Raw genomic sequence first — 14610 nt, 5'->3', positions numbered from 1 at the left:
CTACGTTTTATGTTCTACGTTAAAAACGACAAGTCCCCCTTCGTGAAAAGGGGGCTCATCGAAATGATCCGGTGACGGCTGAGGCAGCAGGGTATCCGCACCTTCAGACGTGCTTCTAACGTAGAACGTACATAGAACGTAGAACGGCAGTTAGGTTTCTACTTCTTCCTGCTCTCGTTGAAGGTCTTCAGCACCGCGTCGGTGACATCGGCGGCGGGGTCGACGTAGACCATGGTCTCCCTGCTGAAGATGGCGGTGTAGCCGCTCTTGCGACCGAACTCCTGGACCACCTTGCCGATCTCGTCGAGAATCTTGTTGGTGTACTCGGCGTTTTTCAACTGCAGGTCGTCCTGGGCATCCTTCAGGAAACGCTGGTAATCCTTCATCCCCTTCTGGTAGTCACGGTCCTTGGCGCTGCGGGCGGACTCGTTCAAGAGCGCGGTCCCCTGGCTCTCCAACTCCCCCTTCAGCTTGAGGAGCTCGGCCTCCTTGGCCGCCTTCTCGGCCTCGTACTTGGAAGCCTTCTGCATCAGCTGGTCCTTGGCCTCCTTGCCCGCGTCGGACTGCGACAGCACTCTCTGGATGTCAACGGAACCGATCTTGGAACCGTCGGCGGCCAGTACCGAAAGCGGAAGTGCCAGAACCAGCGAAATTGCCACGATGAAACGTTTCATGACTTGCTCCTTGCAATGCATGGATTTAGAAGATGCTGCCGATTGAGAATTCGAGCTTGCCGCCCTTGCTGTCGATCCCTTCCCTCGGGTTCAGGGGAACCCCGTACTCGAGCCTCAGCGGGCCGATCGGCGAGTACCACCTGATGCCGCCGCCGTACGAGGTGAGGATGTTATTGAAGGTGCCGTTGAAGGTGTTGTCGCAGTTACCGGCGTCGAAGAAGACGACCCCTTTCAGCCCCGCGTCCTTCAGCAGCGGGAAGGTCCATTCCACGTTGGCCACGGCCTCGACGGCACCGCCCAGGTAGACGCGGTTGTCCTTACTGCCGGTCAGGCCGCCGATGCCGGAGACCGGGACCGGGGTGGTCTTGTTCGGGCTGACGGTCCTGGAGGAATAGCCGCGCAGCGAGCTGATGCCGCCCAGGTAGAACTTCTCGTCGATGGGGACCTCTTTGCCGCCGTAGGACTGGACGTACCCCAGAGTACCGCGGACGGACCCGACGCCGTAGAACAGCGGCTGGAACAGGGTGTGCTCGGTAATGTACTTGATGTAGCGGTTGCTCCCCCCCACGCCGGCGAATTCGATGGAGAGGGAGTTCATCATCCCCGTGGAGGGATCGAGCCGGTAATCGGTGGTGTTCCTGGAGAGGCTGCCGATGATGGCGCTGGTGGTGGAGTTGGTCTCCGGTTGCAGCACCGTCCCGTTCAGGATGTTCAGACGCAGGTCCTCGGACTCGTCGAAGATCTCCTTGGTCTCGTACTTGTAGAGCCAGAAGGTGCTCACCGTGTCGGTGAGGGGGTAGCCCGCCTTGATGTCGCCGCCGGTGGCCCTGCGGGTGTAGTCGAGGTACTGGCGCTCGTTGCGGTAGATATCGGCGCCCAGGGTCCACTTGGTGTCCATGAAGTACGGATCGGTGAGGCCGAGGTTGTAGGTCTGCGACTTGCTCCCCAGCGACGCGGCGGCGGTCATCTTGAGGCCCAGCCCCAGGAAGTTCGCCTGCTGCACCGACCCCTGGCCGATGATGCCGTCCAGCGAGCTGTAACCGGCGCCGATGCTGAAGGTCCCGGTCGGCTTCTCCTTGACCTCGACGTTCAGGTCGAGCTTGTCGGCGGCGCTCCCCTTGGCGGTGGCCAGGTTGGCCTCCTCGAAGAAGCCGGTGTTCATCAGGTTCTGCTTGCTCTTTTTGAGCGCGGTGGAGCTGTACAGGTCCCCCTCGTCGAGCCTCAGTTCGCGGCGCACCACCTTGTCGCGGGTCTTCACGTTGCCGCTGATGTTGATCCGGTCGATGGTGACTTTCTGCCCCTTCTCCATGTCGAAGGTGATGTCGATGGTGTGGCTGTCGGGGTTCATCTTGGTGAGCGGGTTGGCGTTGGCGAAGGCGTACCCCTTGTCCGCGTACAGGTCGGTCAGGCCGAAGACGTCGGCGCGCAGGTCGGCGCGGCTGAAGAGCTGGCCGGGCTTCTCCTTGAGCTTGCCGTTGAGCACGGTCTCGCTCTCCAGGAGTTCCCCCTTGAAGCCCAACTTGCCGATGCGGTACTGCTCACCCTCGGTGATGCCGATGGTCACCTTGAGCCCCTTGCGGTCGGACAGCAGCTCCACCTTCGGCTCGCCCACCTTCACGTTGACGTAGCCGTTGTTCATGTAGTGCTCGGTGAGGAGGTTGACGTCGTTCTTGAGCACCTCTTCCTTGTAGGTGCCCGCGCCGGTCAGCCAGGACAGGAACCACTTCTCGTTGGTCTCCATGGTCTTCTTCAGCTTCTTGTCCGGGAAGGCGTGGTTGCCGTCGAACTCGATCTGCTGGATGAGCACCTTGTCCCCTTCCTTGATGCGGAAGATGACGTGCACCTCGGTATCGGAGCGGATGCTCAGGTCGCCGGAGACCTCGGCGAGGTAGTACCCCTCGTCGGTATAGAGCTTCTTCACCTTCTTGACGCTCTTTTGCAGGTCCTTGGCGGAGAAGACGCTGTTGGGCTTGATGTCGATCGCCTCGCGCACCTTGTCCGTGGAGAGCTCCTTGGCCCCCTCGATCTTCACTTCGCGCACGATCGGCTTCTCGGTCACCACGTATTCGACGACGACGCCGCCGTCCTTCGCCTCGCTCTGCGCCTTGACGTCGGTGAAGTGCCCGAGCTTGTAGATGGCGCGGATGTCGGCGTCGACCTTGTCGGGCGTGACGAGGTCGCCCGCCTTGAGGCGGACCGCCTGGAGGATGGCCGCGGTCTCGATGCGGTGGTTGCCGCCGACCTTGACCGCCACAACCTTGTCACTCGCCGCCTGCTCGCCGGCGGCCTTCTCGCCGGCGGCCTTGTCGGCAGCGGCTTTACCCGCGGCGGGATCGGTGGCCTTCCCCGCGGCAGCCTGCTCGGCCTGGGCGGAGGAAACCGTCAGACAAAGCATCAGCTGAGCGGCAAGCAGGGTAGATAACGATTTACGCAGCAAAGGGTCCCCCGAAAAAGGCAAAAAGAATAATCATCGATTAAAAAAGGGAGGCGCCGCTTCAGGCCGCCTCGACTACCTTGCCGTCGACCATCCGGACGGTGCGTGCCATGCCGGCCGCGAGGTGCTCGTTGTGGGTCACGATCACCAACGAGATGCCGGTCCTGCGCTGGATCTCGTACAGGAGCGCATGCACCTCCTCGCTGGTCTTCATGTCCAGGTTGCCGGTCGGCTCGTCGGCCAAAAGCAGCTTCGGCTCGCGCACCAGGGCGCGCGCGATGGCCACCCGCTGCTGCTCGCCGCCGGAAAGCTCGCCCGGCCGGTGGGTGACCCGGTGCGACAGACCCACGTCCTTCAAAAGCTTAAGCGCGCGCCCCTCGCAGCGGGAGCGCTTCTCCCCGCCGATCAGAAGCGGCATCATCACGTTCTCCAGCGCCGAGAACTCCGGCAGCAGGTGGTGGAACTGGAACACGAAGCCGATGGAGCGGTTGCGGAAGGACGCCAGCGGCTGGTCCGCGAGGTTGAACACCCTCTCCCCGTCGAAGAGCACCTCGCCGGAGGTGGGACGGTCGATGGTCCCCATCACGTGCAACAGGGTGCTCTTGCCGGCGCCGGAGGGGCCGACCAGCGCGATGGTGTCGCCCGCCGCCACGGTGAGATCGATCCCCTTGAGGACCTCGACCTTCGCCTCGCCGGTCCCGTAGGACTTGAACAGGTTCGTTACCTCGAGCAGGTTACTCATAGCGCAGTGCCTCCGCCGGGGCCATGCGCGAGGCGGCCCAGGAGGGGTACAGCGTCGCGGCGAAGGAGATGAGCACGGCGGTGACGCTGATCAGCACCACGTCGGAGGCCACCACCTGGGACGGGAAGTGGTCCAGGTAGTAGATATCCTTGCTGAAAAGCTCGAACCCGGTCAGCTTCTGGATCACCGAGACAATCGGCTCCAGGTTGAGGGCGACCAGGAGTCCCCCCAGTACGCCGAGGATGGTGCCCAGGACGCCGATGATGAGCCCCTCGAAGACGAAGATGCGCATGATGCTGCGGCTGGTCGCCCCCATCGACTTCAGTATCGCGATGTCGCGGGTCTTCTCCATGACCACCATGAACAGCGTCGAGGCGATGCCGAAGGCCGCCACCAGCACGATCAGGGTCAGGATGATGAACATGACGCTCTTCTCGGTCTTCAGCGCGAACAGGATGTTCTTGTTCATCTGCATCCAGTCGCGGGCGTGGTACGGGGGGCCCAGTTCGCGGTCGATCCGGCGGGCCAGCTCGCCGGTCTTGTAGACGTCGCGCACCTTCAACTGGATCCCGGTCACCACGTCGCCCAGCCCCAGGAACTGCTGGGCTTCCTTGAGCGAGACGTAGGCGAGCGTCGAGTCGTACTCGAACATGCCCGTGTTGAAGATGCCGGTGATGCGGAAGCGGTTCAGCTTGGGCATCATGCCGAGCGGGGTGATGTTCCCCATCGGGGAGATGACGTCGACCGTGTCCCCCAGGAAGAGTCCCAGGTTCTTGGCGAGTTCCTTGCCGATCACCACCCCCGGCGTTTTCCCCACCTCGGCTTCCAGCGAGTTCAGGTCCCCTTCGACCATCGACTTGTGCAGGTTGGTCACCTTGGCGTCGGTGGCCACGTCGATGCCGCGCAGCACCACGCCGGAAACGTTCTTGCCGGTGGAGAGCATGACCTGGTTGTAGATGAACGGGGTGGCGGCGACCACGCCGTCGATCCCCTGCAGCTTCTTCATCACCTGCGGGTAGTCCTGCACGGCGCCGACGCCGTTGAGGACCACGATATGGGCGTTGGTCCCCAGGATCTTCTCCTTGAGGTCCTCCTCGAACCCGGTCATCACGGCCAGCACGATGATGAGGGCCATGACACCCAGCGCCACGCCGGCCACCGAGATCAGGGTGATCAGCGAGATGAAGGTCGATTTGCGCTTGGCCTTCAGGTAGCGCAGCCCTATGAAGAGCTCAAAGGGCATTATTTGCCCTCTTTGCGCAGCTGCGGGAACAGGATGACGTCGCGGATCGACGGGGAGTCGGTGAGGAGCATGACCAGGCGGTCGATGCCGATACCCTCGCCGGCGGTCGGCGGCAGGCCGTACTCCAGGGCGCGGATGTAATCCTCGTCCATGTAGTGCGCCTCCTCGTCACCCTTGTCCTTGGCGGCGACCTGGGCCAGGAAGCGCTCCTTCTGGTCGCGCGGGTCGTTCAGCTCCGAGAAGGCGTTAGCCATCTCGCGCCCTGCGCAGAAGAACTCGAAGCGGTCCACGTAGTCCGGGTCGTGGTCGTTCTTCCGGGAAAGGGGCGACACCTCGGTCGGGTAGTTGGTGATGAAGGTCGGCTGGATCAGCTTGGTCTCGGCGACCTCCTCGAAGATCTCGGTGATCAGCTTGCCGTAGCCGATGTCCTCGGGAAGCTCCAGCCCGATCTTTTGGGAGTAGGCGTAGGCGAGGTCGCGGTCCTCGAGGGACTTCGCGTCGATGTCGCCGTACTCGAGGATGGCCTCCTTCACGGTGAACCTCTTCCAGGGGCGCTGGAAGCTGATCGCCTCGCCGCCGTAGGTGAAGTCGAGCGTTCCCAGGAGTTCCTGGGTCACGTGGCAGAGGAGCTCCTCGGTGAAATTCATCAGGTCCTCGAAGGTCGCGTAGGCCTGGTAAAACTCCATCATGGTGAACTCGGGGTTGTGACGCACCGAGATGCCTTCGTTACGGAAGTTGCGGTTGATCTCGAAGACGCGCTCGAAGCCGCCGACCACCAGGCGCTTCAGGTAGAGCTCCGGGGCGATGCGCAGGAACAGTTCCATGTCCAGGGCGTTGTGGTGGGTCACGAACGGCTTCGCGGTGGCGCCGCCGGGGATCGGCTGCATCATCGGGGTCTCGACCTCGAGGAAGTCCTTTTTGGTCATGAACTCGCGGATGAGCTGCACGATCTTGGAGCGCTTGTAGAAGACCTCGCGCACCTCCGGGGAGACGATCAGGTCGACGTAGCGCTGGCGGTAGCGGGTCTCCACGTCGGTGAGGCCGTGGAACTTCTCCGGCAGCGGCAAAAGCGACTTGGTCAGGAGGCGGACGGTGGAGACGGCGAGGGACAGCTCGCCGGTCTTGGTGCGGAACGGGGTGCCGGTGGCGCCGATGATGTCGCCGATGTCGTAGTTCTCGAACTCGGCGAAGAGCTCCTCGCCGAGAGTGTCCTTCTTCAGGTACAGCTGCATGCGCCCCTTGCGGTCCTGCACCTGCACGAAGGCGGCCTTGCCGAAAGAGCGGCGCATGATGATGCGGCCGGCGACCACGAAGGTCTGCGGGTCGTCCTCGATCACTTCCTTGTCGCCGTAGGCGTCGCGCACGTCGGCGGAGGTGTGCTGGGGCTTGTAATCGTTCGGGTACGGGTTGATACCCGCTTCCCACAATGCATCTACCTTGCGTCTTCTCTGCAGCAGCAGTTCGCTCAACTCTTCCATGTTATCTGCAACCTTTCTTTACCGCGTTGGGCTGTGAAACAATCCGTCAAACTAAACTATTTGCGCCAGCCAAGTCAAGGGAAAAGGGGGTACGGCTCAGCCCGTGACACAAGGCTAAAGCCGTATCTATCCTGACAAATGTGCTACTGGAACTTCACCGTGACCGGCGTCTTGAAATAGGGAACTCCCGCCGTGGTGTCGACCTTGTTGCCGACCTGCCCGAAGCTGTTATTGCCCCAGGCGTACCAGACGCCGTTCACCTTGGCGAAGGAACTGGTGCCGAAGGCGGCGATGTCGGTGGGCCCGGTGAAGCGGGCGCCGCCCAGCGCCTGAAGCACGTAGACGAGGCTGCTGGTGTTGTCGAAGGTGCCGTTGCCAAGCTGGCCGTAGTAGTTGTTCCCGATGGACTGGATCTCGTAGCTGCCGTCGCTGCCGTCGTTGCCGGGAGCCCCCAAGAGCAGCAGGATATGGTTAGTCCCGGTGGCCATCTTCTTGATTTCCTTGCCGGTACCGGCGACGTCCACGGTCAACACCCGGACCGGATCGGGGCTGCTCTTCAAGGTCAGCGGCGTGACTTTGCCGTGCTCGATCAGGTCGCCAAGCTCCCCCGCGTCGTTGTAGCCCCAGCCCCACAGGATCTCGGAGGTGATGGCGCCGAGGTTGTTTCTTTGCACTTCGAGGGCGAGGCTCGCGCTCCCTAGGGCGGCGATCTGCTCGATAGTGCCGGTCACTTCCGAAGGGAAGGTCATCCTTCTGGGATGCGCGCTGCTGGTCGAGTAGGTGCCGAAGCTGGTCTTGCCGAAACCGACCTGCCCGAAGTCATTTCCGCCCCAGGCGTAGACGTAGTTGACGGGGGTGCCGCCGCCGGTGCTCAGGAGCGCGAGGGAATGGAGGCCGCCGGCTGCCACCTGAATGGGATGCAGCTGGGTCAGGTTCTCGCCGTCGCGACCGGTGGTGACCAGGACGGGGGCAGTATAGTTGGTGGTGGAAGTGGCGTTGCCAGCCTGATGGTAGGTGTTCTGCCCCCAGGCGTAAAGCTTGTCGCCGGCGACGGCGAGCGAGTGGTAGCCGCCCGCTGCGATGTCGGTGACGGTGGCGTGCATCCAGACCTCCACCGGCTTGGAGCTGTAGGCATCGGGATAGGTCGTGGAGACCTTGCTTCCCGCGCCGAGCTGACCGTAGAGGTTGTACCCCCAGGTGGAGATCAGGCTCGAGATGTTGCCGAACACCATGGTGTGCTCGTTGCCCGCCACGGCCTTGGCGCCCGGCAGAACCATGTTGTCAGCCCCCGGCACGTGAACCGCGACTTCGCGCTTGGTCAGGGTGCCGTCGCCCAGCTGGCCGAAACCGTTGTACCCCATGGTGAAGGTGCTGTGGTTCCTGAAGATGACGCTGTGGCTGAAGAAGATGCTGACGGTGGAGGGGATATGGTCTTTGGAGGAGGAACCGCCGCAACCGGAGAGTGCGGCGGAGAGAAGCCCGGCGTAGATAAAAAGCCTGTGACGCCTGCGAGTTTGCATATGAGAGACCCCTTGCTCGTTAATTCGATCCGGCGGATTTAACTATACATAAAGTAGAATGTCAAGGACGGACTCCGGGGCGATGGCAGTTGACACGCCGCACCGCTTACATGTAATAATTGGCCTTTTACAAAAGGATACAAAGCTTAATAAAACAATACGGAGGCAGTCATGGCGATCGAGCCGAACAAGGTCATCTACTCGATGATCGGTGTGAGCAAGTTCTACGATAAGAAACCGGTGCTGAAGGACATCTACCTCTCTTACTTCTACGGCGCGAAGATCGGTGTGCTCGGCCTGAACGGCTCGGGCAAGAGCTCGCTGTTAAAGATTCTGGCCGGCGTCGACAAGGAGTTCAACGGCAAGACCATCCTCTCCCCGGGCTACACCGTCGGCTTCCTGGAGCAGGAGCCCACCCTCGACCCGAGCAAGACGGTGCGCCAGTGCGTCGAGGAAGGCGTGCAGGAAGTGGTCGACCTGGTCAACGAGTTCAACGAGATAAACATGAAGTTCGGCGAGGAGATGACCGACGCCGAGATGGAGAAGCTCTGCGACCGCCAGGCCAAGGTGCAGGAGAAGCTGGATCACCTGGACGCCTGGGACCTGGACAGCCGGCTCGAGCTCGCCATGGACGCGCTGCGCTGCCCGCCCCCCGAGACCAACGTCGCCAACCTCTCCGGTGGTGAGAAGCGCCGCGTGGCCCTGTGCCGCCTGCTGTTGCAGAAGCCGGACATCCTGCTTCTGGACGAGCCGACCAACCACCTGGACGCCGAGAGCGTCGCCTGGCTGGAGCAGCACCTGCAGCGCTACGCCGGCACCGTCATCGCCGTCACCCACGACCGCTATTTCCTGGACAACGTGGCCGGCTGGATCCTTGAGCTCGACCGTGGCCAGGGGATCCCGTGGCAGGGGAACTATTCATCCTGGCTGGAGCAGAAGGAGAAGCGCCTGGCCCAGGAGGAGAAGAGCGAGAGCGAGCGTCAGAAGACGTTGAAGCGCGAGCTGGAGTGGATCAGGATGTCCCCGAAGGGGCGCCACGCCAAGGGTAAGGCGCGCATCACCTCGTACGAGGAGATGCTGAACACCGAGAGCGAGCAGCGTGCCAAGGACCTGGAGATCTTCATCCCGCCCGGGCCGCGTCTGGGTGGCGTGGTGGTCGAGGCGGAGAACGTCAGCAAGGGGTACGGCGACAAGCTCCTCATCGAGGGGATGGAGTTCAGGCTCCCGCCGGGCGGCATCGTCGGTGTCATCGGCCCCAACGGCGCCGGCAAGACCACCCTGTTCCGCATGATCACCGGGGAGGAGAAGCCGGATTCCGGCACCTTCAAGACCGGCGAGACCGTGAAGCTCGCCTACGTTGACCAGAGCAGGGACGCCCTCGATCCGGACAAGACCATCTGGGAGGTGATCTCCGAGGGGCAGGAGCAGTTGCAGCTCGGCAAGCAGCTGGTGAACTCCCGCGCCTACGTGGCCCGGTTCAACTTCTCCGGCGCCGACCAGCAGAAGAAAGTGGGCATGCTCTCCGGCGGTGAGCGTAACCGCGTGCACCTGGCCAAGATGCTCAAGGACGGCGGCAACGTCATCCTCCTGGACGAACCGACCAACGACCTCGACGTCAACACCATGCGCGCGTTGGAAGAGGCCCTGGAGAATTTCGCCGGCTGCGCTGTGGTCATATCCCACGACCGCTGGTTCCTGGACAGGATCGCCACCCACATCCTCGCCTTCGAGGGGGACAGCAAGGTGGTCTGGTTCGAGGGGAACTACTCCGAGTACGAGGAAGACCGCCACGCCCGCCTCGGCAATGCGGCCGACCAGCCGCACCGCATCAGGTACCGGCAGCTTACCCGCGCCTAGACCGCGGAGGAGCAAGCAGCAAAAAAAGGGGGCGGCCGAAAATCGGCCGCCCCCCTTTGTGTTCCTGTAGGGGCGAATAATTATTCGCCCAATTCGCCCCCACCCTTCCTCGCCACCCCGTACACCACCTCGTAGGTCGCCGGCACACCGTCCTCTCTGCCGAACCGCTTGCGGTAGCTCGCCATCATCTCCAGCATCAGCCGCCGCTCCGACAGTCCCTTGCCGCTGGCGGGCGCCGTGCTCCCGGCTCCGATCTTCTTCAGCGACCGGAGCAGCTCCGGCACGTCGGGGTGCATTTCCACCTCCAGTTCCGAGCCGACCCGCGGGGCCTCGAAGCCCGACCGCTCCAGCGCGGCCGCCACCTCGTCATTGGCAAAAAAGCTGTGGGTGCGGTCGGCGCCCCCATCGAGCACCGCCCGGTAGGACTCCCGCAACTCGAACAGGGTGCGTTCCCCGAACAGGGCGAAGCAGAACACCCCTCCGGGCCTCAGCACCCGCCGCGCCTCGGCAAAGGCACCGTCCAACGTCGCGAGCCATTGATAGGTCGAGGTGGAGACCACCACGTCGAAGCTCTCCGCATCGAAGGGGAGCGACTCGGCGTCGGCATTCACCATGCGTACCCGCCTGCCGGCAAGGTTCGCGGCGGCAGCCTCGCACATCCCCGGCGCGAGATCGACGCCGACGGCATCCATCTCCGGGTAGAGCTCGGTCAACCGCGCCAAGAGCCTGCCGGTCCCGGCACCGATGTCGAGCAGGGACGCGGGTGCTACCTGCTCCGCCTGCAGCAGCCCGAGCAGCTTGTCCACCACCCGCCCCTGCACCACCGCGTGCCGGTCGTAATCCGTGGCCTGCCGGTGGAACGACGCCCGCACCTTGTCTCTGTCTATCTCTGCCGCCATCGATACCTTCTCAATTCCCTCCCCCGGAGGGGGAGGGTTAGGGAGGGGGAAAGGATGCACCCCCAAGTACTCAAATTTAAAGTCCTGCGATGAACTCGCGCAGCACCGCGTTGAACCGCTCGGGCCTGGTCATGAAGGGGGCGTGACCGCACTCCTGGAATATCTCCAGCTTGGCCATCGGGAGGTGCTGCGCCAGATAAACCGAGGCGGCGACGGGGCAGACGGTGTCCTTTTCGCCGTGGATGACCAGCACCGGCCGGTCCACCTGCGGCAGTCGCTCCCGCAGGTCCGCGGACGACAGGATGTTCAGCGATTGCATCACCGCCTCCGTGTCGGCGGAACGCCCCCCCATCACGATCTCGTGCACGATGCGCTGGTAGAGCGCGTGGTCCAGCTCTCCCTCCGCGAACATCCCCTTGAAGAAGTCGCCCATCGTCTTTTGGTGGTCGCGCCGAAGGCGCAGCCCCATCCCCTTCACCTCGACCGGCGCCTTGCCGTGCGGATAGTCGTCGGTGCTGGCGTACCTGGCGTTCCCTCCGACCAGCACCATGCCGGCCAGCCGGGAGCGCAGCGCGGGGAAGGCTTGCAGCGCCACCTGCACCCCCATCGACCACCCAACAAGCACCGCGTCCCACAAGGCGAGCTCTTCGAAGAAAGCGGCCAGGTCCGAGGCGTAATCATCGATCGTGTAGGACGGAGTCGGCGCCGAATGGCCGTGGCCGCGCAGGTCCAAAAAGATGAGCCGCCCCGCATCCTGCAGCCCCTGTTGAAAGCGCCAGGCTCTGCCGGACATGGCCCAGCCGTGGACAAAAACAACCGGCCTTCCCGCTCCTGTCTCCTGAAAATGCAAAGTCATAAAGATCCTCAAAAGCTGACCACAGAGGTCTCGGAGGTCCACAGAGGGCACAGAGACCAGCACAAGGGGGCTTCTGAAAGGTCCTCTGTGTTCCGCTTTTCGATTTAAACTACGCCGAGTTTCTTTCCCACTCGGGCGATGGTGTCGGCGGAGGCTTCGAGATCGGCGGGGTCGTGGGTCGCCATGATGGTGCAGCGCAGGCGGCAGCTGCCGGCCGGAACGGTGGGAGGCCTGATCCCCTGCACGAAGATTCCCTGGTCCAAAAGTTCCTTGCTGAACTGCATGGTTGCCTCGGCCGGCCCCACGAAGACGGGGACGATCTGGGTCTCGCTCCCCATGGTATCAAAGCCGGCGGCGGCAAGCCTCTCCTTGAACAGCGCCACGTTTGCCGACAGCCTGTCCCGCAGTTCCTTTCCCTCCCGGGAGTCAACCAGGTCCAGGGCCGCGATGGACGGGGCCAGCACCGCCGGCGGCAGCGAGGTGGAAAAGATGAAACTGCGCGCCTTGTTCACCAGGTAATCGCAGATCGTTTGCGAGGCGGCCGCGTAGGCGCCGAAACTCCCCAGCCCCTTGCCCAGCGTCCCCATGTGGATATCCACGCCGTCCATCACCCCGAGGAGCTCGGCCGTGCCACGCCCGGTTGCTCCAAGGACACCGGTGCCGTGGGCGTCGTCGACCATGAGCAGGGCGTCGTACTGCCTCGCGAGTTGCACCATCCGTCGCAACGGGGCGATGTCGCCGTCCATGCTGAAGACGCCGTCGGTGACGATCAGTCGCCGCCCCGTGCCCGGCTTATCCTGCAGCAGCCGCTCCAGGGCCGCCATGTCCCGGTGCGGGTAACGGTGGCAGTTCGCCCGCGAGAGTAATGCGCCATCCACAATGCTGGCATGGTTCAGCTTGTCGGAAAAGATGGCGTCGCCGCGCCCCACCAAGGCGGAGATGATCCCGGTGTTGGCGGCATAACCGGAATTGAAAACCAGCGCCTTCTCGGTTCCCTTAAACCGGGCGATACGCTCCTCCAGCTCCGCGTGCAGCTCCATGGTGCCGGAAACCAGCCGGGAAGCGCCGCTTCCGGTCCCGAATGCGACACCGAAGACGGCGGCACGGCGCAGGGCGGGGTGATCGGCAAGCCCGAGGTAGTTGTTGGAGCAAAGCAGGAGCACCTTTTTACCGTCCAGCTCGACGTGGCTCCCCTGCGCCCCCTTTAGTACCCGCATGCTGCGGTACAGCCCCTCGGAGCGCAACTGGTCCAGTTCTTCCGCGAATGTCTGCACAGCTTCTCCTTTCGATGGCAGGTTACACGTGGAGCACTTGTTATTAGCACAGGCGCCGCGGTTCGTCAACCTGCCAGCCGGCGACGGTTGACAATTGTATGCTGATATTTCTATTCACCTGATATGAAAGCGAATTATCGCCGAGTTGCCGTCCGGCCCGCCCTCCGCGCCGGAATTGCGCCCCCCGGGAAGAGGGATATACTCTTAAAGTTTTTTTAACGCCGGAAGCGCAACAGCTGATACTCTCGCCGAACTGGATCATCAGGAGAGCCGCCATGCCGCATCTCCAAAGTCGCAACGGATACAGCTCGTTGATGGAGCGCCTGGAAAGATTTCCCCAGGGAGCTCCCCCCTCGGAACTCTTCGCCAAAATCCTCGCCCTGCTTTTCACCGAACAGGAGGCGAAGCTCGTGGGACAGCTCCCCATGCACCCCTTCTCCGCGGCACGGGCGGCCCACGCCTGGGGGGTGAGGGAAGTCGAGGCCTACCGCACCCTGGAAGGGCTGGCGGAGCGGGGGTTGCTGCTGGACACGGAGCAGGAAGGGGAAAAGCTCTACATCCTGCCGCCTCCCATGGCGGGATTCCTCGATTTCGTTCTGATGCGGGTCAGGAAGGATGTGGACCAGCCCGCCCTGAGCCGGCTGCTCGACCAGTACATGAACCAGGAAGAAGAGTACATCCGCGACCTATACACCGGCGCCAGCACCCCCAGCACGCGGATCATGGTGGATGAGGAACAGGTCCCGTCCTCGAACCTGGCGCGGCTGTTCAACTACGAGCGGGCTAGCGAGGTCATCCAGGGGGCCAAAAGGATCGGCGTCGGCACCTGCAGCTGCCGCCATAAGATGAGGCACGTCGGGCGGGCGTGCTCCGCGCCCCTGGAAACCTGCATGGTCTTCGACGCCCTGGCCGACTCACTGATCCGGCACGGGCACGCACGGGAAACCAGCGCCGAGCAGTGTCTCGAGCTCCTGCAGCAAAGCAGGGAACAGAACCTGGTCCAGGTGGCGGACAACGCGCAGTTCGGCGTCAGCTCCATCTGCAATTGCTGCAGCTGCTGCTGCGAAACCCTGATCCGGGCCCGCAAGTTCTGCAGCCTCCAGCCGGTCTGCAGCACCAACTACCTCGCGGAGCTGGGGCCGCAGCGCTGCAGCGGTTGCGGCCGCTGCGTCGACGCCTGCCCCGCCGAAGCGATGCGGCTGGTATCGGCCAACGACCCGCAGCATCCCTGGCAGCGCCGATGCGTGCAGGACCAGGAGCGCTGCCTTGGCTGCGGCGTCTGCGTGAGAGTGTGCCGCACCAACTCCCTGGTTCTCATCCCGAAGGGCGAGCGGGTGGTCACGCCGGTCGACAACGCGCACCGGCTGGTGCTGATGGCGCTGGAACAAGGGAAGCTGCAGCACCTGATCTGGGACAACCGCGCCATGTTCAACCATCGGGCCATGGCGGCCATCGTGGGCGCGATCCTCAGGCTCCCGGCGGTGAAGCGGAAGCTGGCGGCCAGCGAGCTCGGCTCCCGCTACCTTGGGTGGATGATGCAGCGGGTGGCGGAGCGCTCCAGCCGGATGCCCTTGCGGCTGTGAACCCCGTCTCCCGGTTTGCACTTCCCGGGACGATGTGCTACTTTCGCGGC

Annotated in this window: 11 protein-coding genes; 2 read left to right on the top strand and 9 right to left on the bottom strand. The window is 63.3% G+C overall.

The annotated features are described in order from the left end of the window. Positions 1-158 precede the first annotated feature (158 nt). The 6 genes from KOL99_RS19370 to KOL99_RS19345 all read right to left on the bottom strand — a co-directional run bounded on the left by KOL99_RS19370 (position 159) and on the right by KOL99_RS19345 (position 8091). Complete coding sequence (locus KOL99_RS19370; RefSeq protein WP_216512121.1) at positions 159-674, bottom strand: OmpH family outer membrane protein; 516 nt, start codon at positions 672-674, stop codon at positions 159-161. A 25-nt stretch (positions 675-699) separates the two neighbouring features. Further along, complete coding sequence (gene bamA, locus KOL99_RS19365; protein WP_268898964.1) at positions 700-3111, bottom strand: outer membrane protein assembly factor BamA; 2412 nt, start codon at positions 3109-3111, stop codon at positions 700-702. 58 nt (positions 3112-3169) lie between these two features. Next, positions 3170-3850 carry an ABC transporter ATP-binding protein gene (locus tag KOL99_RS19360; RefSeq protein ID WP_216512120.1) on the bottom strand — a complete coding sequence of 227 codons (681 nt, stop codon included), beginning with the start codon at positions 3848-3850 and terminating at the stop codon, positions 3170-3172. Further along, entirely contained in the window at positions 3843-5093 is a 1251-nt protein-coding gene (locus KOL99_RS19355; RefSeq protein WP_216512119.1) for a lipoprotein-releasing ABC transporter permease subunit, read from the bottom strand. The genes KOL99_RS19360 and KOL99_RS19355 overlap by 8 nt, the downstream gene beginning before the upstream one ends. Further along, positions 5093-6571 carry a lysine--tRNA ligase gene (gene lysS / locus KOL99_RS19350; protein ID WP_216512118.1) on the bottom strand — a complete coding sequence of 493 codons (1479 nt, stop codon included), beginning with the start codon at positions 6569-6571 and terminating at the stop codon, positions 5093-5095. Before lysS ends, KOL99_RS19355 begins: the two co-directional genes overlap by 1 nt. A 143-nt stretch (positions 6572-6714) precedes the next feature. After that, the gene (locus KOL99_RS19345) at positions 6715-8091 is read right to left on the bottom strand and encodes an RCC1 domain-containing protein (protein WP_216512117.1); all 1377 of its coding nucleotides are present in this window, start codon (positions 8089-8091) and stop codon (positions 6715-6717) included. A 171-nt stretch (positions 8092-8262) separates the two neighbouring features. On the opposite strand from KOL99_RS19345, the gene ettA reads away from it, so the two are divergent. Beyond that, positions 8263-9948: an energy-dependent translational throttle protein EttA gene (gene ettA, locus KOL99_RS19340; RefSeq protein WP_216512116.1), complete on the top strand. Its 1686-nt coding sequence runs from the start codon at positions 8263-8265 to the stop codon at positions 9946-9948. 80 nt (positions 9949-10028) lie between these two features. On the opposite strand, the gene bioC is transcribed toward ettA, so the two are convergent. The 3 genes from bioC to bioF all read right to left on the bottom strand — a co-directional run bounded on the left by bioC (position 10029) and on the right by bioF (position 12977). Next, positions 10029-10847 carry a malonyl-ACP O-methyltransferase BioC gene (gene bioC, locus KOL99_RS19335; RefSeq protein ID WP_216512115.1) on the bottom strand — a complete coding sequence of 273 codons (819 nt, stop codon included), beginning with the start codon at positions 10845-10847 and terminating at the stop codon, positions 10029-10031. A gap of 76 nt (positions 10848-10923) precedes the next feature. Next, on the bottom strand, positions 10924-11703 hold the full coding sequence (locus KOL99_RS19330) for an alpha/beta fold hydrolase (protein ID WP_216512114.1): 780 nt from the start codon (positions 11701-11703) through the stop codon (positions 10924-10926). A 104-nt stretch (positions 11704-11807) separates the two neighbouring features. After that, on the bottom strand, positions 11808-12977 hold the full coding sequence (gene bioF, locus KOL99_RS19325) for an 8-amino-7-oxononanoate synthase (protein ID WP_216512113.1): 1170 nt from the start codon (positions 12975-12977) through the stop codon (positions 11808-11810). Positions 12978-13252: 275 nt separating this feature from the next. Between bioF and KOL99_RS19320 the strand changes: the two genes are divergently transcribed. Continuing rightward, on the top strand, positions 13253-14560 hold the full coding sequence (locus KOL99_RS19320) for a 4Fe-4S dicluster domain-containing protein (RefSeq protein WP_216512112.1): 1308 nt from the start codon (positions 13253-13255) through the stop codon (positions 14558-14560). Positions 14561-14610 lie beyond the last annotated feature (50 nt).

The organism is Geomonas azotofigens (assembly GCF_018919395.1).
GTDB lineage: Bacteria > Desulfobacterota > Desulfuromonadia > Geobacterales > Geobacteraceae > Geomonas > Geomonas azotofigens.
This window is presented reverse-complemented; position numbering and strand designations above follow the sequence as displayed.

Excerpts from the sequence above, each read along its gene's own strand:
- KOL99_RS19370 (WP_216512121.1), bottom strand. The coding sequence starts at position 674 with ATGAAACGTTTCATCGTGGCAATTTCGCTGGTTCTGGCACTTCCGCTT.
- KOL99_RS19360 (WP_216512120.1), bottom strand. The coding sequence starts at position 3,850 with ATGAGTAACCTGCTCGAGGTAACGAACCTGTTCAAGTCCTACGGGACC.
- KOL99_RS19355 (WP_216512119.1), bottom strand. The coding sequence starts at position 5,093 with ATGCCCTTTGAGCTCTTCATAGGGCTGCGCTACCTGAAGGCCAAGCGC.
- lysS (WP_216512118.1), bottom strand. The coding sequence starts at position 6,571 with ATGGAAGAGTTGAGCGAACTGCTGCTGCAGAGAAGACGCAAGGTAGAT.
- KOL99_RS19345 (WP_216512117.1), bottom strand. The coding sequence starts at position 8,091 with ATGCAAACTCGCAGGCGTCACAGGCTTTTTATCTACGCCGGGCTTCTC.
- ettA (WP_216512116.1), top strand. The coding sequence starts at position 8,263 with ATGGCGATCGAGCCGAACAAGGTCATCTACTCGATGATCGGTGTGAGC.
- bioC (WP_216512115.1), bottom strand. The coding sequence starts at position 10,847 with ATGGCGGCAGAGATAGACAGAGACAAGGTGCGGGCGTCGTTCCACCGG.
- KOL99_RS19330 (WP_216512114.1), bottom strand. The coding sequence starts at position 11,703 with ATGACTTTGCATTTTCAGGAGACAGGAGCGGGAAGGCCGGTTGTTTTT.
- KOL99_RS19320 (WP_216512112.1), top strand. The coding sequence starts at position 13,253 with ATGCCGCATCTCCAAAGTCGCAACGGATACAGCTCGTTGATGGAGCGC.